Raw genomic sequence first — 21,847 nt, 5'->3', positions numbered from 1 at the left:
GCTGTCAGCTTATTTTATTCAAAAGCACCTCAAGTAGAGTGGCACAGGCTTCTAGCCTGTGATTCAAGGAATAAGCTGATAACTGATAGCTGATAGCTTACCTTAGGACATTGATAAAAGCTGAAAAGCTTTTTTAGTGAACTATTCCCTATTCCCTATTCCCTATTCCCTATTCCCTGTTCCCTGTTCCCTGTTCCCTATTCCCTGCTCCCTGCTCCCTACTCCCTTATAGTAAATCAAGCCATGGTTACCGCAATTCCAGCTAACCAGATTACCCTCTACGATTTAAGAATAAAATTTGGCTTAGAGCGCACCGATGATGAGCAATTCTTTCAGGAGTGGCAAGATGATTTACCAGAACTAACAGAATTAGAAAAAAAAGAGCTAAAGGAAATAAAGAAAGACTATCTCCACTTATCAGAGCGTCCAATGGTGGAAACCATCGTCAAAATGGTAGTACTTTCCCCATTATTGAAACTAGCTGGTTTTTATCGTTCTCCCTTTTATATTACTGCTGAAAAAGTCGTAGAAATTACTTCCGAAGATCAAGAAACAATTATTACAGGACGACTTGACTTACTCATCTATACTCCTGAATTTTGGGTTTTAGTGATCGAAGCCAAACGAGCCGATTACTCCCTGGAAGTTGGCATCCCCCAAGCACTAAGTTATATGCTAGGAAATATTGAATCAGAAAGACCTGCTTTTGGATTTATCACCAATGGGCCAGATTTTATTTTCCTAAAACTGAGCAAGCAAGATAAACCAAATTATGCTGAGTCGGATTCATTTTCCCTTCGGAATAAGACAGGCTTGGAGCACGTTCTCAAAATCCTAAAGCGGTTTAATGAATTAGTGAGGCAATAATCAAGTATTAATATCAAGTCCGATTAATTGTTTACGATCCCAACCATGAGGTTATTAACCAATGGATAAATTAGATCAATATCGTCAGATTACCTGCGAATTTTTAGAAAGCTTTGCCAGTTATGATCTCAATGCTCAACTTATCTTTGATAGAGAACGGGATTGTTATCTGGTTTTCCACAACGAATGGCGTAATGAGTACCGGATCTATGGCTGTGCCATGCATCTTGAGCTGATCGAAGGTCAAATCTGGATACAGCACAACAGTACTGAGATTTATATCGATAGTGAATTGATTGAGCGGGGTGTTTCTCCCAAAGATATTATACTGGGATTTCGCTCTCCCAGCGTCCGCAAACTTATTGCTGCTGCGATGGAAGACAAGTAAATGCGCAACCTAACCGGATTTTAACTAACAGTGAGGGGTAGTAGGGTGGGCAAATAATCAAAGTCAGTAGGGGTTTGGTGGGCAAAGCCTACCATTTATAACCGTTACGGAGTCCCCAATTTAGCCATGCTTTGATCATTTCTTGAGTATTCCCCTGATGTTCTTCTTGAACAGGATCTTCTCTAGTAATGGATTTTAAAGCCCAAAACCACCGTCCAGATTTTTGTTCAAGTTCCCTTAATAATAACGGAATTGCTTCTTTTCCCATGCCAATAATTTGTTGATAAGCAGGATGCATAGCTGCTTGAGTGGTTGATGAAATTCCTCTGGTTTCTTCCCGCCACTGGTGAACGAGTTGCCTAAACGTTTGTTCGATATCTTCTTGAATTAGGGACATTTTCTCTCCATTTTGTGGTTGTAAGTAGGGGTAGGGTGGGCAAATAATCAACCATTAACCAATTGATCATCAATCATGTGCCCTTCCGAAAATTGCCACAGGCTGGAAGCCTGTTCCACGCAACCTAACCGGATTTTAACTAACAGCAAACTCAGTAAATTTGCGAACATCTGGAGGATGAAAAGCTAAAACAATATCACTTTTTGGAATACCTGCTGCCACTAAATCATTAGCAATGCCGTCTTCAGTATTGTCACATTGAATCCAGATTTTATAATTACTAATTTCCACATGAATCAAACAACTATGAAGATGTTCTTGGTTATTCCATCCTTCAGAAACAATTAAATATTGGTCTGTTTCTCGGTCAAATGCTGCATGGTTACGGATGTTAACATTAGAGTAATCAATGTTAATATAAGGGGTTAAGGTTTTACGAATAATTTTGCGATAGTTTTCTAATTTATCCATTTTATAATCACCTCCTCTTCCGGGTCAAAAACAATAATTTTAAGCGTGTTATCTTCTAATAACATCTGTCCGATTTCTTCGGTAAATAAGCGGTTAAATATTACTTTTCTAATAGCTAAATAAAGAAGACGTTCTGAAAGTTGACGTTTAAGAACTTTATCGTATAATATATATTGCCCTAAGGCGTTTTTTAGATCTTCTATTTCTGATGAACTAACAAAAATTTTAACTTCTACAGCAATTTTTTGTCCTTGTTTTTCAGCTACTAATAATTTTTAAGCAGCTAGGTCAATATAGATGTCTTTTTTACCTATTTTAAGGCTTAAAGGGTCATTGGTAATTGTCCATCCATCTTTTATTAGAGCATTTTTTACTGTGTCATGATAAATATCTTTGGCTGGCATTTTCAAAATTATTAAGTGTGGGTGCCAAAATAAAAGCCTATCTTAATTATAGTCGGAACGATCTGTAATTTCGTGACAGCCGTAGGGTGCTTGATAAGACGCGATCGCACTCATGTTCCCCCTGGTAGTGTTGGAATAGCCCGGCCCGTAACGCACCGCTAGTGTTGGAACCACCCTTCCGAAAATTGCCACAGGCTGGAAGCCTGTTCCACGCCTGATGCCCATTCCACCCACCCGCTCAAACAGCATGGATTGAGATGCACCCCAATAGGCAATAGGGGCAACAGCTGCATAGTTTTTTAGTAAAATCAAAGAGATGCACCCCAATAGGCAATAGGGAGATAGACGAAATTAAAGCTAATAAAAATACCTTTTGATTAATCTGAATTTTTGATATGGTTTTCCCCTTGCCAGATAAATACATTGATCTGCTCACGGATTTCGGCTTTAAGCGCGTCTTTGGCACTGAGCCAAATAAGGCACTGTTGATCGACTTCTTAAATACGCTGTTGCCTCCCCACCATCAGATTCAGGATGTCACTATTAAGAATCCAGAGTTCTTGGGTAAGACCTTAGTGGATAGAAGAGCGATTTTTGATATTTATTGTCAGAGCACAAGCGGTGAACGTTTCATTGTGGAAATGCAAAAGGCAAAACAAACGTTCTTCAAAGACCGCAGTGTCTACTATGCCACTTTCCCCATCCAAGAACAGGCGCAACAGGGAAATTGGAATTATCAGCTAACGGCAGTCTACACCGTCGGTATTCTGGATTTTAGTTTTGATGACCATAAGCAGGATTCAGAACTGTTGCATGTGGTAGAGCTAAAAAATCAGCGGTGTGAAGTGTTCTACGATAAGTTGAAATTCATCTATGTAGAACTACCGAAATTTACTAAATCTGTTGATCAATTAGAAACCCATTTTGATAAGTGGTTATTTTTATTCAGGCATCTGGCGAGCTGTAATGCTCCCCCTGAACCGTTGCAAGGGGATGTGTTTGCCCAGCTATTTGAGGTGGCCGAGATTGCCAATTTCTCCTCTGAAGAGCAAGCCCTGTACCAGGATAGTCTGAAGGTCTACCGGGATATGTACAGTGTTAATCAAACCTTGATTCAGGAAGGTAGACAAGAAGGTCTCGAACAAGGTAGACAAGAAGGTCTCCAACAGGGTCTTGAACAAGGTAGACAAGAAGGTCTCCAACAGGGTCTCGAACAAGGTAGACAAGAAGGTCAACAAGCAGGTGAACAAGCAGGTATACAAAAGGTTGTTAAACAGATGAAGGCCGCAGGGTTATCCCTGAAGGATATTGCTCAATATACTGGGTTGAGTATGGATGACATTGATCAGTTGTGAACCTATTCCCTATTCCCTATTCCCTATTCCCTATTCCCTCTTCCCGACATACCCATAACTTCTCCTTAGCTCCAGGATTCCTAACAAAATAATCTTCCAGTAAGTCACAGCCCCGACGCAGCAGCTCACCTAAACTTTCAACCTTCCAAATTCTGGCAGTGTTGTCATCTGAAGCAGTGACAAGCCTCTGTCCATCCGGGCTGAAGGCTACACTTGATACCCAAAACTGATGCCCGGTAAGTACAGCTAATGGATTGCCCTGGTTGTCCCAAATTCTAGCAGTGTTGTCCCATGAAGCAGTGGCCAGCCTGTTTCCATCCGGGCTGAAGGCTACACTATCTACTCTGTCCTGATGGCCGGTGAGTACGGCGATTTCATTGCCCTGGTTATCCCAAATTCTGGCGGTGTTGTCCAATGAAGCTGTGGCCAGCCTGTTTCCATCCGGGCTGAAGGCTACACTATCTACTCTGTCCTGATGGCCGGTGAGTACGGCGATTTCATTGCCCTGGTTATCCCAAATTCTGGCGGTGTTGTCCAATGAAGCAGTGGCCAGCCTCTGTCCATCCGGGCTGAAGGCTACACTATATACCCAGTCCTGATGGCCGGTGAGCAAGGCGATTCCATTGCCCTGGTTGTCCCAAATTCTGGCGGTGTTGTCCAATGAAGCAGTGGCCAGCCTCTGTCCATCCGGGCTGAAGGCTACACTATATACCCAGTGCTGATGCCCTCTGAGCACGGCGATTTCATTGCCCTGATTGTCCCAAATTCTGGTGGTTTTGTCCCATGAAGCAGTGGCCAGCCTCTGTCCATCCGGGCTGAAGGCTACACTATATACCCAGTGCTGATGCCCTCTGAGCACGGTGATTTGATTGCCCTGGTTGTCCCAAATTCTGGCGGTGTTGTCGGATGAAGCAGTGGCCAACCTCTGTCCATCCGGGCTGAAGGCTACACTATATACCCAGTCCTGATGCCCGGTGAGCACGGCGATTTCATTGCCCTGGTTGTCCCAAATTCTGGCGGTGTTGTCATCTGAAGCTGTGGCCAGCCTCTGTCCATCCGAACTAAAGGCTACACTATTTACCCTGTCCTGATGCCCGGTGAGCACGGCGATTTCATTGCCCTGGTTGTCCCAAATTCTGGCAGTGTTGTCCTCTGAAGCTGTGGCCAGCCTCTGTCCATCCGGGCTGAAGGCTACACTATTTACCCTGTCCTGATGCCCGGTAAGCACGGCGATTTCATTGCCCTGGTTGTCCCAAATTCTGGCGGTGTTGTCGGATGAAGCAGTGACCAGCCTCTGTCCATCCGGGCTGAAGGCTACACTATTTACACTGGACTGATGCCCGGTGAGCACGGCGATTTCATTGCCCTGGTTGTCCCAAATTCTGGCGGTGTTGTCCAATGAAGCCGTGGCCAGCCTCTGTCCATCCGGGCTGAAGGCTAAACTATCTACCCAGTCCTGATGCCCGGTGAGTACGGCGATTTCATTGCCCTGGTTGTCCCAAATTCTAGCAGTGTTGTCCCATGAAGTCGTGGCCAGCCTCTGTCCATCGGGGCTGAAGGCTACACTATCTACCCAGTGCTGATGCCCTCTGAGCACGGCGATTTCATTGCCCTGGTTGTCCCAAATTCTAGCAGTGTTGTCCCATGAAGCCGTGGCCAGCCTCTGTCCATCGGGGCTGAAGGCTACACTATCTACTCTGTCCTGATGGCCGGTGAGTACGGCGATTTCATTGCCCTGGTTATCCCAAATTCTGGCAGTGTTGTCCCATGAAGCAGTAGCAAGCTTCTGTCCATCGGGGCTGAAGGCTAAACTATCTACCCTGTCCTGATGCCCTCTGAGCACTGCAATTTGATTGCCCTGGTTGTCCCAAATTCTGGCAGTGTTGTCCCATGAAGCAGTAGCAAGCTTCTGTCCATCCGGGCTGAAGGCTACACTATCTACCCTATCCTGATGCCCTCTGAGCACTGCAATTTGATTGCCCTGGTTGTCCCAAATTCTGGCAGTGTTGTCCCATGAAGCAGTAGCAAGCTTCTGTCCATCCGGGCTGAAAATTATACTATATACCCAGGACTGATGCCCTCTGAGCACAGCCCCTTTTCGGAATTTACTAATACTTTGCTGGAGGGCATATAGAGGACTGGTCGTAAGATATTGCTCCAGGGGGCGACCATCTGTTACTCTATCCAATAGCTCTTGCCCAGTCTCCATGGCCTCATACAAAAGCGTTTCCCCTCTTGTACTGGTGCCGTAGTAAACATTATTATCCGGTAACTGTCGTAAAATACCGAGGGCTTTCCGTTCTAGTTGTGTCCCTAATTTGGCTTCTGCAAGTTGCTGTCTTGCATCAGTTAGCAACGCTTCTGCTTCCTGTTTCACCTTCGCTAATATTTCACTAGCCTCTTTCTGAGCAGCCGCCAAAGCCTTTTGCACTTCTCCCTTATCTAAAACCTGACTAGCTCTCAAGAACTGGGAATCCAAATCGCTTAAGGCTTTTCCCCTAGACCATTGTTCCGCCTGCTCTAATGCTTCCCCCCGCAACAATCGAGACTCATCCTTACACCCAGAATCAACCCAAGCGGTAAACGCCTCAGAGTAGGGGCGCAGTCTAGCCAATTCATTCTTGACCCAATCGGAATTGAAAACCTCACCATAAATCCGGTTGTTAACTTCCAAACAGCCATCACGCTCCACCACCAGCCCCGATAACCTTAATTCCGTCTGTTCTTCACTACCATCAGCAGCTATACAACCGTGATCCAACACTTGCTGATACAAACCCAACAGCATACCAGCCCGTTGCTCATTCCTGAGGATGCGATCGCGTATAGTCTTCAAATGCTCCTGTTCATCCTGAGCTTCCCAATTGTCTATAATCTGGGTACGCACTATCTGGTCTAGGTAAACACTAGACCTCTTGCAAAAGTGTTTTTCTAATAGTGTTTGCGTCAATTCTTGTCCACTGTTCCCTGTTCCCTGTTCCCTGTTCCCGACTTCTGCAAGAAGTCTACTATTGCCCAATTCCCAAGTCTGAACTACCAAACGACACAACCGCTGAGTCAGAAACGGTTGTCCTCCCGTCCAGTTTACTATCTCACCTAATACCTGTTCAGGATTATCAACCTTACCGACCAAACCCCGAACCAAAGGCTGTTTGGCTTCCTCAAAAGTAAACCCAGTCAACTGAATATCCCGACCGATATTAAACGGAGTGCGCTGTTTATCCTGAATTAAATCTGCAGCAGTTGCCACGCCTAGCAAACAAAAGGTGAGACGATTGTAAGCTGGCTTTTCGGCTCGTTGATTGTAACAGGCTCTAATTAACGCAAAGAAATCATCTTTAAACTTAACTTTAATAATACTATCAATTTCATCCAGGAAAATAACAATTTTCCCCGGAATACTGGTTAACACTATCTGCTCAATAAACTTACTTAAGCACAAGACCGGAGAGATTTGAGCACGCTCGTCTAACCAAGCTTCCTCATCAAATTTTCCGAAAAGCTCGAAATCATCCATCAATAACATCATCAAACTTTCATACCACATCGACACCGTGATGTCTTCTTTTCCAATCACGGTCAGATCGATAGACGCGCAAGCAAATCCCTCTTCTTTCAAGCGTTTTATCGTTCTTACCCGCAAACTAGACTTACCCATCTGTCGGGAATTCAGCACATAACAAAACTCCCCAGCCATCAATGCCTGAAAAAGCTCCTGATCCGCTTGTCTGGTCACATAAGTAGGTTCATCGTGAGGTAAACTACCTCCTACTTTGTAGAGTGTTGAGTGTTGATTGGTCATTACAGCAGTTTGCCATTTGGTGAGGTACAAATTTTTGGGTTTTAGGGAGTAGGGAGTAGGGAGCAGGGAGCAGGGAGCAGGGAGCAGTGTGGGGAGTGTGGGGAGTGTGGGGAGTGTGGGGAGATGGGGAGATGGGGAGATGGGGAGAGAGAAGAAGTAGTTTTCAAGAATTTGGTATAGTTAAAGATAGTTTTGCTCATTGTTATCGAAATTATTGCTATGTTGATAATAATGATATTACCCGATTCCCAATTCTAACTTCTAACTTCTAACTTCTAACTTCTAACTTCTAACTTCCCTACTCCCTACTCCCTACTCCCTACTCCCTACTCCCTTTTCCCTAAAATGCGATCGCTAAAATAGAGACGATACAAATTAGATATCAAACTACAATCATTGCCATAGCGTTGCACCAGACCCATACTTTCCAACTTGCGAGTGATAGTAGCATCCAGGCGCACCGGTTTAGTTGTACTAACTAATAATTTAACAGCCTCCAGCAATTCCGGATGCTCTTGAATACTAGTTAAGAGTTGACGGAGATGACTGCCATAAATTCCCGCTTCTGTGGGGGCATTAGCCAAAAGGGTATCCAGTGTGTTGTCTGCTGCTTGGTGATTTTTGAGATAATCAAAGGCTTGGGACAATAAATCAGGATGTCCCCCCACCATTGCCATCAGTTGCGTTACTGAATCCCCAGACAAATTCAAGCCATAAGCCTGGGCAAAGCTCGTAACCTGCTGCTCAGTAAACTCTAGTAAATCTATCTGTAATCCCACATTAAACGGCGATTGATCGGTAGGTAAGGTAACGTAAACTTCCGTGGCATAAACCACAATCAACCGTAGTTTTTTCCAAATCTCTTTACTCTTAGCATCTTCATGCCAACTACGCAGCAACGTCAGAAACCCTTCAGCAATCTCTTGATGAGAAAAGACTTGCTCTACTTCATCCAAACACAAAACTACCGGACTATCTAAAGACTTTAATAAATACTGCTCTAAGTATCGTTTGCAGTTTACCTTGCTGGGTAAACGCTTTTTCCAATAACTGTCTAACTGATCCGACAATCCTAAGTTGTCAGACAGTCGTACACAAAACGATTGTAAAAAGCTATCCAAATTAGTGAAAGGTAGCTCATTCATATTTAAATAAACCTGAGCATAACTCTGTTTTTCACCATGGGCGATAATCTGCTGAATCAGTAAGGTTTTGCCCATTCGTTTCGGTGCTTTAATCCGAATTAACGCTCCCGGTTTAACAATTTCCTGATAACAACGAGCCTCAACAGGTGGGCGCTCAATATATATCTCTTGAGTTGCTCTAGAGGATAACCCGCACTCGTTTAATACTTGATCAGCCACTAACTCTGGCTTATAGGTATTAACGATTTCCACTAACTCACAACGACAATTATAACCGTTAGCTTCAATATTAAAGTTTTCATAAATTTTAGAAATATGCTTTCTTACGGTAGATGGATCATTGACCTTTAGCACCTTGTCTCTGATTGCTTCATCTGTCTTGCCACCAACCACCGCCTCCAACACTTGTCGTCTTCTCCAGGGCATGGTGTTGAATTTTTCCTCGAAGGCTTCTTTACTAATCATAAGCGATCGCTTTTGTAAATGTTCGTAGGGTGCGTTAGGGACTGGGGAGCCATTATTGTATTGGTAGCCAGTGTTAGGACAATCCGTCCCGTAACGCACCACCGTGTCAAACAGTAAAAATGTGCCGTAGGTAGTACTATAGTTAGTTTAGAGTATTATTTATTAGTTGAGCGAGATTGAGACAAGAAGTTCACAAATTTTGTTTATCTGTGAAAAAATAATCACAACGATCGTCTTAGAGCTTCACCCATCTGAAGTGCCATGAAGTCACCTGAAGTTTTTTCCACACTGAATGCATCTCATTTTTGCTATTTGACTCGGTGGTGCGTTACGGGGCGGACTGTTTCAACCAGAAAGAGGCGGAAAATCAGGGCTAGCCCGCCCCTAACGCACCCTACGCAACACATACTAATAAAAAAAAATCGGTCAAAGTTTGGTTAACCAATGCTTGACCGAATTCTAATATATAAACCACTACACATAAAGCTTAGCTTATCAGCTTAAGCGCTACGCGCACGCTACGCGAACAGCTTATCAGCTATCAGTTTATGGGTTAGGTCACAGGCTATAGGATGCATATCAATTTTGTTAATCCCTGATTCAGATCCCCCATTATCCCCCTTAATAAGGGGGACTTTTCAATCTAATTCCCCCCTTTTTTAAGGGGGGTTAGGGGGGATCTATGTACCTAATTACAAAGTTGAGATGCTCCCCAGCCTAGAAGCCTGTGCCACAACACTGACTACTTACCATTTACCTCAGCAACTGATTCAAAACAACAACATCCTAACTCAGTAAACTAACCTCCACAAAACAAGTTTAAATCATGGTCGCCAGGGGGTCAAAACCCTGGCAAATTACTATCCTAGTCTACGTAAAAATAGCGAATCAAAAAAGTCATAATCTCATCAGGCTTCCCCGTAGGTTCCGGAGTGCTCCACTCGTTGGGATAGGCGTATTTAAGGCCATAAAGGGCAATAATTGTCTTCCAAACTTTTTCAGGAGAACCGGTCAAGATCAGCTTGACTTTCTTAGGTTTGCGACCAGGGTTTTCTGGGGTGTTCTTGTCATCGGAGTTAGGTGGAATGTTCTTGGTCATGAATCGTGACTCCTGTAAATGGCTTATATTATTAATATATTTATAAATTAATATATTGTCAAGGAATTTAGAATTTTTTTTATTATTAAATATGGAGATGATGGTAAGATAAACTAGTTTTTATTTGTCTATTTTTTTGGTATAATTAATCTAATAATTAAGCTTAAGCGCTACGCGCACGCTACTATTGCCTATTGCCTATTGCCTGCTCCCTACTCCCTACTCCCTACTCCCTACTCCCTAAAATCGAAGACTTTATACTTAAACTAATTGAAAACTGCTGTAATGAAACAAACCCACTATCTAACCACAACCGTTCAACAAGGCAACCGCCTTGAGATTTCCCTTCCAAATTTACCGGTAGGAGAAACCATAGAAGTTATTTTAATCGTACCTGAAATCGCACAAAATCATTCAATGGAACGCCAAGCTTTTCAACAACTTACCCTAGAAGAACGTCGTCGCATTTTAGCCCAACAAGCAGAAGCCATGAAAGACTATTATCAAGAAAATCAAGAATGGAAAGATTGGATAAATTTTGATAACGAGTAAATCTATATTTTTTAATTCGGTTAGTATAGATTACTGGGTTTTAGGGAACAGGGAACAGGGAATAGGGAATAGGGAATAGAAAAAAAAATCTGTGTATCTGATAGGTAAGCATTCAGTATTCAGCTTTTGAAGAATACCTGTTTTATTCAAAAGTTCCGTAGCTTCCCCATAGCGCATTAGCTGATATAGCAGTCGAAGCAAAACTTAATCGTAAGGTGGGCAGTAATAATACCAATTCCAAAGCTTACCATCGGGATGATACTTACTGCCCACCCTACATCTACTACTCTGTTTTTTTGATAAAATTAATCGTAAGGTGGGCAGTAATAATACCAATTCCAAAGCTTACCATCGGGATGATACTTACTGCCCACCCTACATCTTTTTCCCTATTCCCTATTCCCTACTCCCTACTCCCTACTCCCTACTCCCTATTCCCTTTGCTAAAGGTGGGCAGTAATAATACCAATTCCAAAGCTTACCATCGGGATGATACTTACTGCCCACCCTACATCTTTTTCCCTATTCCCTATTCCCTACTCCCTACTCCCTACTCCCTACTCCCTATTCCCTTTGCTAAAGGTGGGCAGTAATAATACCAATTCCAAAGCTTACCATCGGGATGATACTTACTGCCCACCCTACATCTTTTTCCCTGTTCCCTATTCCCTATTCCCTACTCCCTACTCCCTACTCCCTACTCCCTACTCCCTACTTCAAATAGCAATCCTCAGCTCGCTTTTAGTTGCAACTGGTGCATATGATCAAACAACTTCCAGCAATACTCCTCAGATATCCCACAGGTAACAGCACCCCGAAGTACCACATCGAAATACCAATCATTAGGAGCCATTTCCCGGTCTAACTTATTCACCACCACATAAGTCCGAACGCCCTGATACAACTTATTTTGACAGTGGACATTTACCATTTCCTGTCGGTAGAGACCGCGAGGCACACCTTCCCGCAGATCCAAAGCTTCACTCACCCGCCAAGGTAAATGATACAACACTCCTTCAACCCTTGAGCCAGGAGTTTTCACCACATCCAGCGTGCCACAATTACGACTTGGAGATTTGTTGTAAAAACCAATATGATAATCCTTAAGGGTAGCAGTACCAATCACAAAATTATGGGTATCTTCCCCAAGCGATCGCTTTAAATCTACTGGACACATACAAGAGCCATAAGCAAAATAGTAAAAGCCTGACTCTGTGTGAAGTTGGTGTTTTCTGTGAGTGTTTAGCTGGGCAGCTGACATACGCAATCCTAATTCCTAACTTATATCTGAATCTTGGCAAATAAAACCTTATTCTATCGAACAGTCGAGTAGTGGGGAGTGTCAAAAAAAACATTTCAGCAAAAAGAAATCCCACCGTTTCAAGCAGTGGGACAATTATTGAAAGGCAAACTATGGAGAGGTTTACCCTTTAGATATTAGATATAGCGTTTCTAGGAATTATGAGGTACACTTATCAAGTTCAAAGTCCCCCTTGATAAGGGAAACGGGGGATCTCTTTGTACCTCACCAAATTGCAAACCGCTATATTGATTCCATACCAATTTGAGATCAGACCCCTGCTCGAGAACCTATCGATAACTCAGGATCATTACCCAACTTCCCGTTCTGCATTGCTGAATACAGTCGGTTAAGCGCATTCACATACGCCTGTGCTGAAGCCACAATAATATCCGTACTGGCAGCATAACCCGAATAGACCCGTTCATTGTGCTGCAAACGAATAGTCACTTCCCCAAGAGCATCAATTCCTCCCGTTACCGATTGCACCGAAAACTCAATCAGTTTATTAGGCAATTTCACCACCCGATTCACCACCCGATTAATGGCCTTGTACACCGCATCCACCGGACCAGTACCAATAGCAGCATCACTAAGTTCTTTACCTGTAGGTGTTCGCAGCGTAATCGTAGCCGTAGGACTACCATGATCCCCACAGGAAACCTGCACCAACTCTAAGTGAAACACTTCCGGTGCCTGGTAAACTTCATCATTAACAATAGCTTCTAAATCCCAATCCGTAATCTCCTTCTTCTTATCCGCCACCTCTTTAAACCGAACAAACGCCTTATTCAAGTCATTGTCCGACAAATCATAGCCCAACTCCTTGAGGCGAGAACGGAAAGCATTGCGACCGGATAGTTTACCCAGTACAATTTGATTTTCCTTTAACCCAATCGACTCCGCATCCATAATTTCATAGGTCAGCTTGTGCTTAAGGACCCCATCCTGGTGAATACCAGACTCATGAGCAAAAGCATTCGAGCCCACGATCGCCTTATTCGGTTGTACCAACATCCCCGTAAGACTCGAAACCAGGCGGGATGTCTTGTAAATCTGACGAGTATCAATAATGCTTAGGGGTTCCTTCGACTCTGGGGGGCGTCCGAAGAAAGGATTAAAATACTGACGGCGGACATGTAATGCCATTACCAACTCTTCCAAAGCCGCATTACCAGCCCGTTCTCCAATACCATTAATCGTGCATTCCAATTGCCTGGCTCCATTTTTCACTGCTTCCAGGAAGTTAGCCACTGCCAGACCTAAATCATTATGACCATGGACAGAAATAATTGCCCGGTCAATATTGGGAACATTTTCCTTAATCCCACGAATCAAGCCACCAAATTCGCTTGGGGTAGTGTAACCTACAGTATCAGGAATATTAACCGTAGTCGCCCCCGCATCGATTACCCGTTCCAGGACTTCGTAGAGATACTCGGGATCGCTGCGCCCTGCATCCTCCGGGGAAAATTCCACATCATCCACAAAAGACTTCGCATAAGCCACCATTTCTGGCGCAATCTCTAACACTTCCTTTCTAGTCTTCTTCAGTTTGTACTCCAGATGAATATCCGAAGTGGCAATGAAAGTGTGAATACGGGCATTAGCTGCCGGTTTGAGGGCATTCGCTGCCGCTTTGATATCATCACGACTTGCCCGTGCTAGACCACAAATAGTTGGTCCAGATTCTATGCCCACAGCTTCAGAAATTTTTTGCACCGCCTCAAAATCCCCAGGACTAGCGTAGGGAAAGCCTGCTTCAATCACATCAACTCTCAATCGTGCCAGTTGGTGAGCAATAATCAGCTTCTCATCCACATTGAGGGTTGCTCCAGGAGATTGTTCCCCATCCCGGAGGGTAGTGTCGAAAATGATAATGCGCTCTGATTGAGGTTGCTGGTTCATAACTAACTCGATTGGTTGATAGTCAGTGATTTGAAGGAAACGGTCGTCAGCCAACTAGACAGAAAGTTTGCTTTGTTTATAATTATAACTATGAATCAATTTTTTCAATTTGATCACGGACATCATTTAGATCAATATAACGGTCAGTGGCATTCCTCAGTTCCCTAGCAATCATCCCTTCTGTGGAAACCACCGTAATATGGGTATTTTTAGAGCGGAGTAATTCAATGGCTCTTTCAAAATCCCCATCTCCACTAAACAAGATCACTTTGTCATACTGTTCGACTGTATTAAACATATCCACAACAATTTCTATATCTAAATTAGCCTTTTGTGAATAGCGACCCGAGTTATCATCATAATATTCCTTTAAAATTTTAGTACGAACCGTGTATCCTAGACTAATTAGAGCATCTCGGAACCCCCGCTGGTCTTGAGGATCTTTGAGTCCTGTGTACCAAAATGCATTAACTAGAGTAATACCAGGCTCATTTTTAAAATAGTCCAAAACTCGCCTAGGATCAAAAAACCACCCATTCTTTTGTTGGGCGTAAAACATATTATTGCCGTCTACAAAAATAGACATACGTTTAAGTGGACAATGCATATTTACTTAAACCTAACAATTTTCTATATAATCTTTAATATAATTTTTTATTATAGCAGTTTTTAGATAGTAAATTAGTAATTAGTGCTAAGACTTAACTAGTTACTGGTAATTAGTGATGTGATTACTACTGATAGAGATGACTTATATGTACTTACCTAGTGAAAGAGTAAGCAATAGGGGGATAATTTCCTGATTTTGAGGATAGGATGCCAAATTTACCCTCCTCTGTCTTGGTGCGCGTTATAGCAGAAGTCAGAAGTCAGAAGTCAGAAGTCAGAAGTCAGAAGTCAGAAGTCAAACTCTTGCGCTTACTTAGGTTTGAGACTTTTGTCATGTCCGCGCCTGCCCTGGCGACTGCTATACCATGGCGAGGTTCAGGCAGCGCCTTGTCGCACCGCTTCAGTTAAGTCCTAGGGAGAAGGGTAGCAACTCAGATCGAAACAATTAGGAGTATCAAAGTAGTGGTAGTTTAACGGGACTGGCAAGCTTTTGGGCAAGCAACACACCTAAGCTATTGCTTGCTTTGGGTAGTGCCACAGTTTCTCAAAGCAAGCAACGTCAACCGGTGGGTAAAATTATAGATAAGAGCACCAGTCACTCCAACTCCCAGCATAAAGCTTGCCAGTATTAATTCCTGCCAATGCCAGGGAGAAGAGATTTACACAAGCGGTTACACCAGAACCACAATAAACCTGAATTTCTTGTTTGTTCTCCAGCTCAGTCCAGCGCTCTTGTTGGGATGCTAATGGTTGCAAATAACCATTGCTGTCCGTCACACCATGCCAAGGGTAGTTTAGTGCACCGGGAATGTGACCGGCAACAGGGTCAATCGGTTCTCGTTTACCTAAATAGCGATCGCTTTCCCTAGAATCTACCAACGCCACCTCTGGCAGATCTTTACGTACTTTCACAGTATTAATATCCACTACCAAATCAGAGCGCAACTGCTCTACAAATATGCCTGGTTTTGTGGTAGGCTCTTGATCAGATACTGGATACCCTTGGGAATGCCATCCTGTCCAACCCCCATCCAGCAACGCCACTTGGTCGTGTCCCAAGTAGCGCAGCAGCCACCACAAGCGGGCTGCAAAAGCAGAACGGGAATCATCATAGGCAATCACTAGGGTTTTTCGGAAATTAACACCAATCGCTGCTAATTTCTGGGCTAACTTCCCAGGTTCAGGCAAAGGATGACGACCGCCATGACGCTCTACTGGTCTCGAAAGGTCCTTATTCAAATCGAGATAGTGAGCGCCCGGGATATGGCTAACTTTATACTGTTCATAGCCCAGGTTTGGATCAGATAGAGCAAAACGGCAATCGACAATTACGATGTGGGGATCATCAAGATGATCACTCAGATACTGACCAGAAACTATAAAAGCTTGTTCCGTCATGTGACATCACGGATTATAAATTTTAGTATTGATTTAGGACAAATAAGCTTTAGCGATATCAAGTGAGTCCAAGGATTTACGCTCCTAGGACTCTCTTCAAACAAAACAAATTAACGTTTGCTTGTTTGGTTGAGATATAAGTTGGTAGTGCTTGGTTTAGAGGGATAAAAACCCCCAGCCATCCGCTGTCAGATTTTCATCCCTGTTTATCCCGCTGTTTGCGGCGGCGATCGCGCCACTCAGCAGCAGTTAGATAAATGATTCCTCCGCTGACCACCACTAATAATCCAGCGGCAGCAAAGAACAACATAGTGATTACGGGATTTTCCACGATACTGTTAAAACCCGTTACGACCCCAGACAACCATTGAGATTGACCAAGTGAACAAAACCAGTACAGAAACCCAGCCTAGTGTCAGAATATCCATAGCAATATATAAAAAAATTACTCAATAACTCCAAATCTTATAATAGTTCAATTTGACACAGCCACCTCCTACAGAAGTGGAATTCATTTGGGAATTATCTAGTTATGGGGTTAACCCCCCGGTCTTTCAGCAAAGCTGATCATCCAGAGTCTGGCTAGGTTTCAGGTCAAGAGTATTTTACCTGGACAGGGGGATAGTGTGACACTTACTAAACTGTCCACAGATTCCTTCAAGAAAACTTGTGATGATCACCTGATCCTGAGATTCGACCTTATGGAAATATTTGTCACACTTCTGTATTATTTTGTAATATATAAAAAAAATAAATAATTATTGTTATGCCTTACGAAAAACTAGACATCTCCACCCCAAAACCTGTGCTGTCTTGGGCGAATCACTCCCTAGCTGCTCAGGAAACCCAAATGGCGAAAAATGTTGCGTCTCTGCCATTTGTGTTTAAGCACGTCGCATTAATGCCAGACGTTCACCTCGGTAAAGGCTCATTAGTTGGCTCTGTAATTGCCACCAAAGATGCCATCCTGCCAGCAGCTGTCGGGGTAGATATTGGTTGTTTTACAGGTGATACCCTCGTTCCCTTGGCTGATGGCAAATCCTACTCACTCCAAGCACTAGCCAGCAGTCAGCGAGAAATTATTGTCTACTCCTGCACACAAACCGGAAAAATCGTCCCGGCTAAGGCTACAGCCAAATTAACCCGCCGTAACCAACTACTCTTAAAGGTCGTTCTCGACAACTCAGAAGAAATTAAATGTACTCCCGATCATCGATTCATGCTCAGGGATGGTAGTTACCGGGAAGCCCGTGACCTCAAACCAGGGACATCCTTGATGCCTTTCTACTCCCAAATCGATAAAGATGGTTACACCTTAATCCAGCAACCCTATTCTGGAAGATGGCAAAAGGCAGATGAGATTATCTCTGCCACTGATATCCCTACCACTGATATCCCTGCCACTGAATGGTTAGAATCTCAATTGTCAGGAAGAGTACCATCTTTTCCAGGTCATAGAACAGTCATTGACCACCATATTGATCACCATATTGATCACCATAACCTTGCTCCTGCCGAGCATCCAAGCTCAAATCTGGTAGGGGGGGCCAATCACAAAGTCGTCAAGATCTTACCACTTCAGGAAAGACAAGATGTCTACTGCCTAACTGTGCCAGAGTATCATAACTTTGCCTTGACCGCTGGTGTGTTTGTTCACAACTGTGGCATGTCTGCCATCAAAACCCCTTTTGTGGCAGAGCAATTGGAGGGCAAGCTCAAGAAGATTCGCTTGGAGATTGAAGCAGCTATTCCCGTTGGCTTTAATGAAAACAAAGATATCGAAAAACCAGTAGTAAACTGGCAAGGCTGGCGTGACTTTAAGGAACTTCATCCAGGTGTGCAACGGCTAGATGGAAAATCCATGAAACAGCTGGGTTCCCTTGGTGGTGGCAATCATTTCATTGAATTGTGTCTTGATACCGAAAACCAAGTGTGGGATACTCTTAAACCGTAATTAATCGGGATAAACCCGGATAAGACGGTCAAGGTGCAATTTATTGTGGTCTAAGTGAGGATTGGTCATACAGCAATTGGAGTTAAGCCTGCCATTCATCTATTTAGACGTTCTTGGCATCCCGACCAGGAGTTGCTTGAAAGCCTGAGCAAAGCTCATGTTTGGAGTCAAGCCAGCCAAGCTCAACTGCATCTAGCAGACTCAGTCCCATTCCTTTCAAGAAACGCGCAGTACGGCGCAATAATACTGCCTGCACCTCGGCTTTACTCATGTACCGGGTGATGTCCTTGTCCGTACCTCTATCAAGGACATTTTTGGCAGCGTTATGGTCAGCCTGCAACACGACCCCATCAAATCCGGTAAAATTGTCCCCAGTCCTTTTCCCTAATAGGGTTCCATTTCTGGAGTCAACTTGCGACGTGTAACTAGGTTGAACTTCTGTCACGACTGAACCAGTCCAATTAGCCCATTTCTGCAAGGAATCCCGCATTTTTCCTTTAATCCAACTATTGAGTTTGCGGGATGCAGCTTTGGACTGGCGTTTATTCGTAAATTGTCGTGTTAAATCTTCAGAAAAAACTTTTAATGATTCTCCGTTAAACAGCGATTTAGATGCGGCTCCTATAATAGCCGCCAACTTCGATTGATCTTGTTTGTAACGCTTGTTTTCTGTCTTTCGGGTCAGATTGTTTTTAAGGATACGAGTCGATTTAGCCGGGTCTAATTTCTCTAACTTTTTGTGTAATGCCCAAAGTTTTCCTCTTTTTCGATTTTTACTACATATGCGATCAGATTTTGCAGTAGTAGCGTACCCTAATCCTTTCCCGTGTGCCTGACCATCAGAGTCATAGAAAGCTTCAGTGTATCCCTTGTCTACTCCGATACTCCGACGTTCAGATGGAATTTCCGCAGTTCCATGATTCACTAAGAATTGAATCTCAAACCTTTGCAGCAATTTATTATAAATCAGCCTAATCTGTCCTTTTATTTTACGATTAGACTTGACTATTATTCTATTTCTTTTACCTCTTCTCAACCCAGCTAGTTCTAGTTGGTAAGTATTGCGGGAAAGTCGCTTACAGCTATATCCTCCTTGCTGGTAAACTATCTGATTTTTTACCCAAGAATGTCCTCTTTGAAACTCTTTTCTTACAAGCCTGTGGAGAAGAGGGTTGTCCAGGAAAGCTAAAGTCTTTAGTTGTTTGCAAAGCTCTTTTCTTCTTTTTTGGTTGTCTTTCCCGGAAAATCTTTTGTAAATCTTCTTGATGACTGCTTCAGTGCAAGCAGCTTGTTGAGCTGTAATGGCTTTTGCCACATCACTGACAGTCCATTCCATTAGCTTGGAAGGCAGTCCCAATGATTCGGGGGTCCTAAAGCTCCTGACTTCTGGGTACGCCTTTTTCCAGTCAAGACTCCAATGATTGATACTGCCCAGCTTGTTATAAGACTCGGAACGAACGATCCCCAACTTTTTCATAGTAGACAACAGCTCAGCACCAACCGACTCAGTCATCCCTATGACGGGGACGATTTGAGTTGATCTTTTCTTTGCTTCGTCTACTTTCTTAGACATTGTTAGATCTGTGTCCTACACTTCAATAATACTATAGCGCTAGTTAAATGTCAATGTCCATTTTGTGATATTAAATACCGATTTATCCCTATTTTTAGGGGTTTGATTGCGAGGCTGATGCTACACTCCGGTTCACGGCATATTGGTAATCAGCTAGGTGACATACTCCCACACTGACAAGCGCGGTTCAGTGTGGGCTTCTTACCAACTCCAGCTATTGCTTAGGATACTCGGTAAGCTTTATTAACGATACGGGATGCCCCTCCGCACCGGAACAATACAAAAAGTTCTATTTTTAAACACGCAGGTGGCGGTTAGCTCTTAATTTGTTTTCCCTGCTATTTTTATTATAACGTTTTTCAGGCTGTTTATCAGAGTTCCTGTCCGCGATTCATCCCACACTCATGCTGCGCATTGAGGTGTGGGGCATGTCTAGCGGAGGAAGCTAAAGAATTAGCAAAGCTGGCACATACTCACCTTCCTGACCGAGATTTAGCATACTTTGTCGCAGGAACCCCTGAATTTGCTGCCTACTGGCGGGATTTGCAATGGGCGCAAAACTATGCCCGTTACAATCGCGATATCATGATGGCTCGCTTCAAGCGAATTGTAGAGAAACATCTGGCTGGTGGTAAGTCGTTCAAGCCCTTGTTATCAGTTAACTGCCATCACAACTATGCCGAGAAAGAAGTGCATTTCTCCGAAGAGGTTTATGTTACTCGAAAAGGAGCAGTGCGAGCTCGTACCGACGACTATGGTATCATCCCTGGTTCCATGGGGGCAAAGTCTTTCATTGTTAAGGGTAAAGGCAATCATGACAGCTACTGCAGCTGTGCTCATGGTGCTGGTCGTTTGATGTCTCGCAGCAAAGCAAAAAAGCAGTTCACCGTTGATGATTTAGTTGAGCAAACTAAAGGTGTTGAGTGCCGTAAGGATAAGGACGTTATCGATGAAATCCCAGGTGCTTATAAGCCAATTGATCAAGTGATGGCTAATCAGTCAGATCTAGTTGAGGTAGTGGCAACTCTGAAGCAGGTTGTTTGTGTTAAGGGTTGAAAACTCTCAAAACTGAATCGAATCATTCACTGTTAACCATTACGTAAAAAGCAACAGAAGCATAAACGTTTCTGTTGCCTTTTTCCTGTTGTCATCTCCCAAAAAAAACAAATATCTACAGACATCAGCCATTTTGGTAAACGTTTATGACTGAGATCTTGCACCATTGTCATTAATCGTAGGGTGGGCAGTGCCTACCAACGCGCTTTGCAAGCTTCATTATCTGTCTGGTGCACTGCCCACCCTACATGAACCAAGCTTATTGAGAATGGTGCAAGATGTGAGTATTACTCGATTCAACACTTGTGTAGTCCGACACAATTAAAGATTACTGTTCACTTAGGATTTAGAGCGGGATTTTATAGTGAGAATTACCAAATCCCCCTCCCGGTCAACCCTTAAGTGAATCTGATAGTTTTTTTGTTCCGTGATTAATAAATTTTTATGGTTTTCACTAACTTCTTTCAAGCCATAGTTAATCCAATCTATACCATTTTCCCATTCCGGTGATACTACCCTAATGAATAATCCTAAAAGTAAAGCAGCTTGGCTTTCATGAGAGTATTTATAGGGAATTTTAGTGGCGATCGAGGCTTGAGTTATATTGTTAACATTTCCCAGGAGATTAATTAATACTGTGCCCCCCGTATTGTTGCCTATCAAATTAATTTGATTATGAATATTTTCTCCCTGGTTAAAGGTAAAACCAATGGCTTCAAAGCCAGGCTTAATATTGTCTATCCCTATCCCTATCCCTAGTCCAGTTTCTTCATAGTCAGTTATAATAGCTAGCATTAGTTTATTGAGCAGTGAAGCTTTATATACTAGTTGTTCAGAACTAGTTTTAGCAACACTTGATAATGAGTTTTTTGGTTCTGACGTGTCTTTGAACCAACTAATCAGTGATTCTATTGGATTTACAATAATTGTTGATGAATCCGTCAATCGAAAATTGTTGTTTTCGATAAACATGCTGAGGGTGCATCCCGATTTTGCAGTGAGCATAAATACTCAAGTTCGGTTTTGAGCAATCAGAGCTAAGCTTTGAGAAGTTGACCTATAATCAGGTGAGTTCTGCGAATGGATGCTGACAAACATGCCCAA

General features: G+C 43.3%; 26 protein-coding genes and 1 pseudogene. 11 read left to right on the top strand and 16 right to left on the bottom strand.

The window, feature by feature from the left end:
• Positions 1 to 243 precede the first annotated feature (243 nt).
• A complete protein-coding gene (locus tag F6K51_RS15160) occupies positions 244 to 867 on the top strand; it encodes a type I restriction endonuclease (RefSeq protein WP_293021450.1) in 624 nt (207 codons plus the stop codon).
• Positions 868 to 928: 61 nt separating this feature from the next.
• Positions 929 to 1,255: a XisI protein gene (locus F6K51_RS15155; RefSeq protein WP_293021448.1), complete on the top strand. Its 327-nt coding sequence runs from the start codon at positions 929 to 931 to the stop codon at positions 1,253 to 1,255.
• Between the two features lie 88 nt (positions 1,256 to 1,343).
• On the opposite strand, the gene F6K51_RS15150 is transcribed toward F6K51_RS15155, so the two are convergent.
• The 4 genes and pseudogenes from F6K51_RS15150 to F6K51_RS15135 form a co-directional block, all read right to left on the bottom strand.
• On the bottom strand, positions 1,344 to 1,652 hold the full coding sequence (locus F6K51_RS15150; protein ID WP_070396506.1) for a hypothetical protein: 309 nt from the start codon (positions 1,650 to 1,652) through the stop codon (positions 1,344 to 1,346).
• A gap of 135 nt (positions 1,653 to 1,787) precedes the next feature.
• Positions 1,788 to 2,123, bottom strand: a complete 336-nt coding sequence (locus F6K51_RS15145; protein ID WP_293021443.1) for a XisI protein — start codon at positions 2,121 to 2,123, stop codon at positions 1,788 to 1,790.
• A pseudogene (locus tag F6K51_RS15140) lies at positions 2,111 to 2,527 on the bottom strand (XisH family protein). The gene F6K51_RS15145 and the pseudogene F6K51_RS15140 overlap by 13 nt, the downstream one beginning before the upstream one ends.
• 42 nt (positions 2,528 to 2,569) lie before the next feature.
• A complete protein-coding gene (locus F6K51_RS15135) occupies positions 2,570 to 2,854 on the bottom strand; it encodes a hypothetical protein (protein ID WP_293021441.1) in 285 nt (94 codons plus the stop codon).
• Positions 2,855 to 2,922: 68 nt separating this feature from the next.
• Here F6K51_RS15135 and F6K51_RS15130 point away from each other — a divergent pair, with 68 nt between their 5' ends.
• Complete coding sequence (locus F6K51_RS15130; protein ID WP_293021439.1) at positions 2,923 to 3,882, top strand: Rpn family recombination-promoting nuclease/putative transposase; 960 nt, start codon at positions 2,923 to 2,925, stop codon at positions 3,880 to 3,882.
• Between the two features lie 16 nt (positions 3,883 to 3,898).
• Here F6K51_RS15130 and F6K51_RS15125 read toward each other — a convergent pair whose 3' ends face one another.
• Positions 3,899 to 7,684 carry an AAA-like domain-containing protein gene (locus F6K51_RS15125; protein WP_293021437.1) on the bottom strand — a complete coding sequence of 1,262 codons (3,786 nt, stop codon included), beginning with the start codon at positions 7,682 to 7,684 and terminating at the stop codon, positions 3,899 to 3,901.
• A 131-nt stretch (positions 7,685 to 7,815) separates the two neighbouring features.
• On the opposite strand from F6K51_RS15125, the gene F6K51_RS15120 reads away from it, so the two are divergent.
• Positions 7,816 to 7,956 (top strand): hypothetical protein, encoded by a 141-nt coding sequence (locus F6K51_RS15120; RefSeq protein ID WP_293021435.1) that lies wholly within the window; start codon positions 7,816 to 7,818, stop codon positions 7,954 to 7,956.
• A 54-nt stretch (positions 7,957 to 8,010) separates the two neighbouring features.
• Here F6K51_RS15120 and F6K51_RS15115 read toward each other — a convergent pair whose 3' ends face one another.
• Together F6K51_RS15115 and F6K51_RS15110 are read right to left on the bottom strand one after the other, a co-directional pair.
• Positions 8,011 to 9,393 carry an AAA-like domain-containing protein gene (locus F6K51_RS15115; RefSeq protein WP_293021433.1) on the bottom strand — a complete coding sequence of 461 codons (1,383 nt, stop codon included), beginning with the start codon at positions 9,391 to 9,393 and terminating at the stop codon, positions 8,011 to 8,013.
• A gap of 766 nt (positions 9,394 to 10,159) precedes the next feature.
• Positions 10,160 to 10,393 (bottom strand): hypothetical protein, encoded by a 234-nt coding sequence (locus F6K51_RS15110; RefSeq protein ID WP_293021431.1) that lies wholly within the window; start codon positions 10,391 to 10,393, stop codon positions 10,160 to 10,162.
• Between the two features lie 194 nt (positions 10,394 to 10,587).
• Between F6K51_RS15110 and F6K51_RS15105 the strand changes: the two genes are divergently transcribed.
• The gene (locus tag F6K51_RS15105) at positions 10,588 to 10,731 is read left to right on the top strand and encodes a hypothetical protein (RefSeq protein ID WP_293021429.1); all 144 of its coding nucleotides are present in this window, start codon (positions 10,588 to 10,590) and stop codon (positions 10,729 to 10,731) included.
• Positions 10,679 to 10,945 carry a hypothetical protein gene (locus tag F6K51_RS15100; RefSeq protein ID WP_293021427.1) on the top strand — a complete coding sequence of 89 codons (267 nt, stop codon included), beginning with the start codon at positions 10,679 to 10,681 and terminating at the stop codon, positions 10,943 to 10,945. Before F6K51_RS15105 ends, F6K51_RS15100 begins: the two co-directional genes overlap by 53 nt.
• A 30-nt stretch (positions 10,946 to 10,975) precedes the next feature.
• Here F6K51_RS15100 and F6K51_RS15095 read toward each other — a convergent pair whose 3' ends face one another.
• Positions 10,976 to 11,122 (bottom strand): hypothetical protein, encoded by a 147-nt coding sequence (locus tag F6K51_RS15095; protein WP_293021425.1) that lies wholly within the window; start codon positions 11,120 to 11,122, stop codon positions 10,976 to 10,978.
• A gap of 38 nt (positions 11,123 to 11,160) precedes the next feature.
• Here F6K51_RS15095 and F6K51_RS15090 point away from each other — a divergent pair, with 38 nt between their 5' ends.
• On the top strand, positions 11,161 to 11,538 hold the full coding sequence (locus F6K51_RS15090) for a hypothetical protein (protein WP_293021423.1): 378 nt from the start codon (positions 11,161 to 11,163) through the stop codon (positions 11,536 to 11,538).
• Positions 11,435 to 11,752 carry a hypothetical protein gene (locus tag F6K51_RS15085; RefSeq protein WP_293021422.1) on the top strand — a complete coding sequence of 106 codons (318 nt, stop codon included), beginning with the start codon at positions 11,435 to 11,437 and terminating at the stop codon, positions 11,750 to 11,752. Before F6K51_RS15090 ends, F6K51_RS15085 begins: the two co-directional genes overlap by 104 nt.
• Here F6K51_RS15085 and F6K51_RS15080 read toward each other — a convergent pair.
• From F6K51_RS15080 to F6K51_RS15070, 3 genes are all read right to left on the bottom strand, one after another.
• Positions 11,676 to 12,206 (bottom strand): gamma-glutamylcyclotransferase, encoded by a 531-nt coding sequence (locus F6K51_RS15080; RefSeq protein WP_293021420.1) that lies wholly within the window; start codon positions 12,204 to 12,206, stop codon positions 11,676 to 11,678. The two genes, F6K51_RS15085 and F6K51_RS15080, sit on opposite strands and share 77 nt — an antisense overlap.
• Before the next feature lie 309 nt (positions 12,207 to 12,515).
• Entirely contained in the window at positions 12,516 to 14,153 is a 1,638-nt protein-coding gene (locus tag F6K51_RS15075) for a 2-isopropylmalate synthase (protein ID WP_293021418.1), read from the bottom strand.
• A gap of 88 nt (positions 14,154 to 14,241) precedes the next feature.
• On the bottom strand, positions 14,242 to 14,760 hold the full coding sequence (locus tag F6K51_RS15070) for an NYN domain-containing protein (protein ID WP_044495347.1): 519 nt from the start codon (positions 14,758 to 14,760) through the stop codon (positions 14,242 to 14,244).
• A gap of 209 nt (positions 14,761 to 14,969) precedes the next feature.
• Here F6K51_RS15070 and F6K51_RS15065 point away from each other — a divergent pair, with 209 nt between their 5' ends.
• On the top strand, positions 14,970 to 15,170 hold the full coding sequence (locus tag F6K51_RS15065) for a hypothetical protein (protein ID WP_293021415.1): 201 nt from the start codon (positions 14,970 to 14,972) through the stop codon (positions 15,168 to 15,170).
• A 168-nt stretch (positions 15,171 to 15,338) separates the two neighbouring features.
• On the opposite strand, the gene F6K51_RS15060 is transcribed toward F6K51_RS15065, so the two are convergent.
• From F6K51_RS15060 to petN, 3 genes are all read right to left on the bottom strand, one after another.
• On the bottom strand, positions 15,339 to 16,160 hold the full coding sequence (locus F6K51_RS15060; RefSeq protein WP_293021414.1) for a sulfurtransferase: 822 nt from the start codon (positions 16,158 to 16,160) through the stop codon (positions 15,339 to 15,341).
• A 196-nt stretch (positions 16,161 to 16,356) separates the two neighbouring features.
• Entirely contained in the window at positions 16,357 to 16,491 is a 135-nt protein-coding gene (locus F6K51_RS15055) for a hypothetical protein (protein ID WP_267872114.1), read from the bottom strand.
• A gap of 7 nt (positions 16,492 to 16,498) precedes the next feature.
• Entirely contained in the window at positions 16,499 to 16,588 is a 90-nt protein-coding gene (gene petN / locus F6K51_RS15050) for a cytochrome b6-f complex subunit PetN (RefSeq protein ID WP_010871354.1), read from the bottom strand.
• A 338-nt stretch (positions 16,589 to 16,926) separates the two neighbouring features.
• Here petN and F6K51_RS15045 point away from each other — a divergent pair, with 338 nt between their 5' ends.
• Positions 16,927 to 18,114, top strand: coding sequence for an RtcB family protein (locus F6K51_RS15045; protein ID WP_293021412.1), 1,188 nt, complete (start codon positions 16,927 to 16,929; stop codon positions 18,112 to 18,114).
• 103 nt (positions 18,115 to 18,217) lie between these two features.
• Here F6K51_RS15045 and F6K51_RS15040 read toward each other — a convergent pair whose 3' ends face one another.
• The gene (locus F6K51_RS15040) at positions 18,218 to 19,687 is read right to left on the bottom strand and encodes a zinc ribbon domain-containing protein (RefSeq protein WP_293021411.1); all 1,470 of its coding nucleotides are present in this window, start codon (positions 19,685 to 19,687) and stop codon (positions 18,218 to 18,220) included.
• 414 nt (positions 19,688 to 20,101) lie between these two features.
• Here F6K51_RS15040 and F6K51_RS15035 point away from each other — a divergent pair, with 414 nt between their 5' ends.
• Positions 20,102 to 20,743 carry an RtcB family protein gene (locus F6K51_RS15035; RefSeq protein ID WP_364304733.1) on the top strand — a complete coding sequence of 214 codons (642 nt, stop codon included), beginning with the start codon at positions 20,102 to 20,104 and terminating at the stop codon, positions 20,741 to 20,743.
• Positions 20,744 to 21,082: 339 nt separating this feature from the next.
• Here the strand turns inward: F6K51_RS15035 and F6K51_RS15030 are convergent, their stop codons facing one another.
• Positions 21,083 to 21,538 (bottom strand): hypothetical protein, encoded by a 456-nt coding sequence (locus F6K51_RS15030; protein WP_293021410.1) that lies wholly within the window; start codon positions 21,536 to 21,538, stop codon positions 21,083 to 21,085.
• Between the last annotated feature and the right edge of the window lie 309 nt (positions 21,539 to 21,847).

It is taken from the genome of Moorena sp. SIO3I8, from assembly GCF_010692325.1.
Classification (GTDB): Bacteria; Cyanobacteriota; Cyanobacteriia; order Cyanobacteriales; family Coleofasciculaceae; genus Moorena.
The sequence above is the reverse complement of the archived record's forward strand: the minus strand, read 5'-3'. Positions and strand labels throughout refer to the sequence as shown.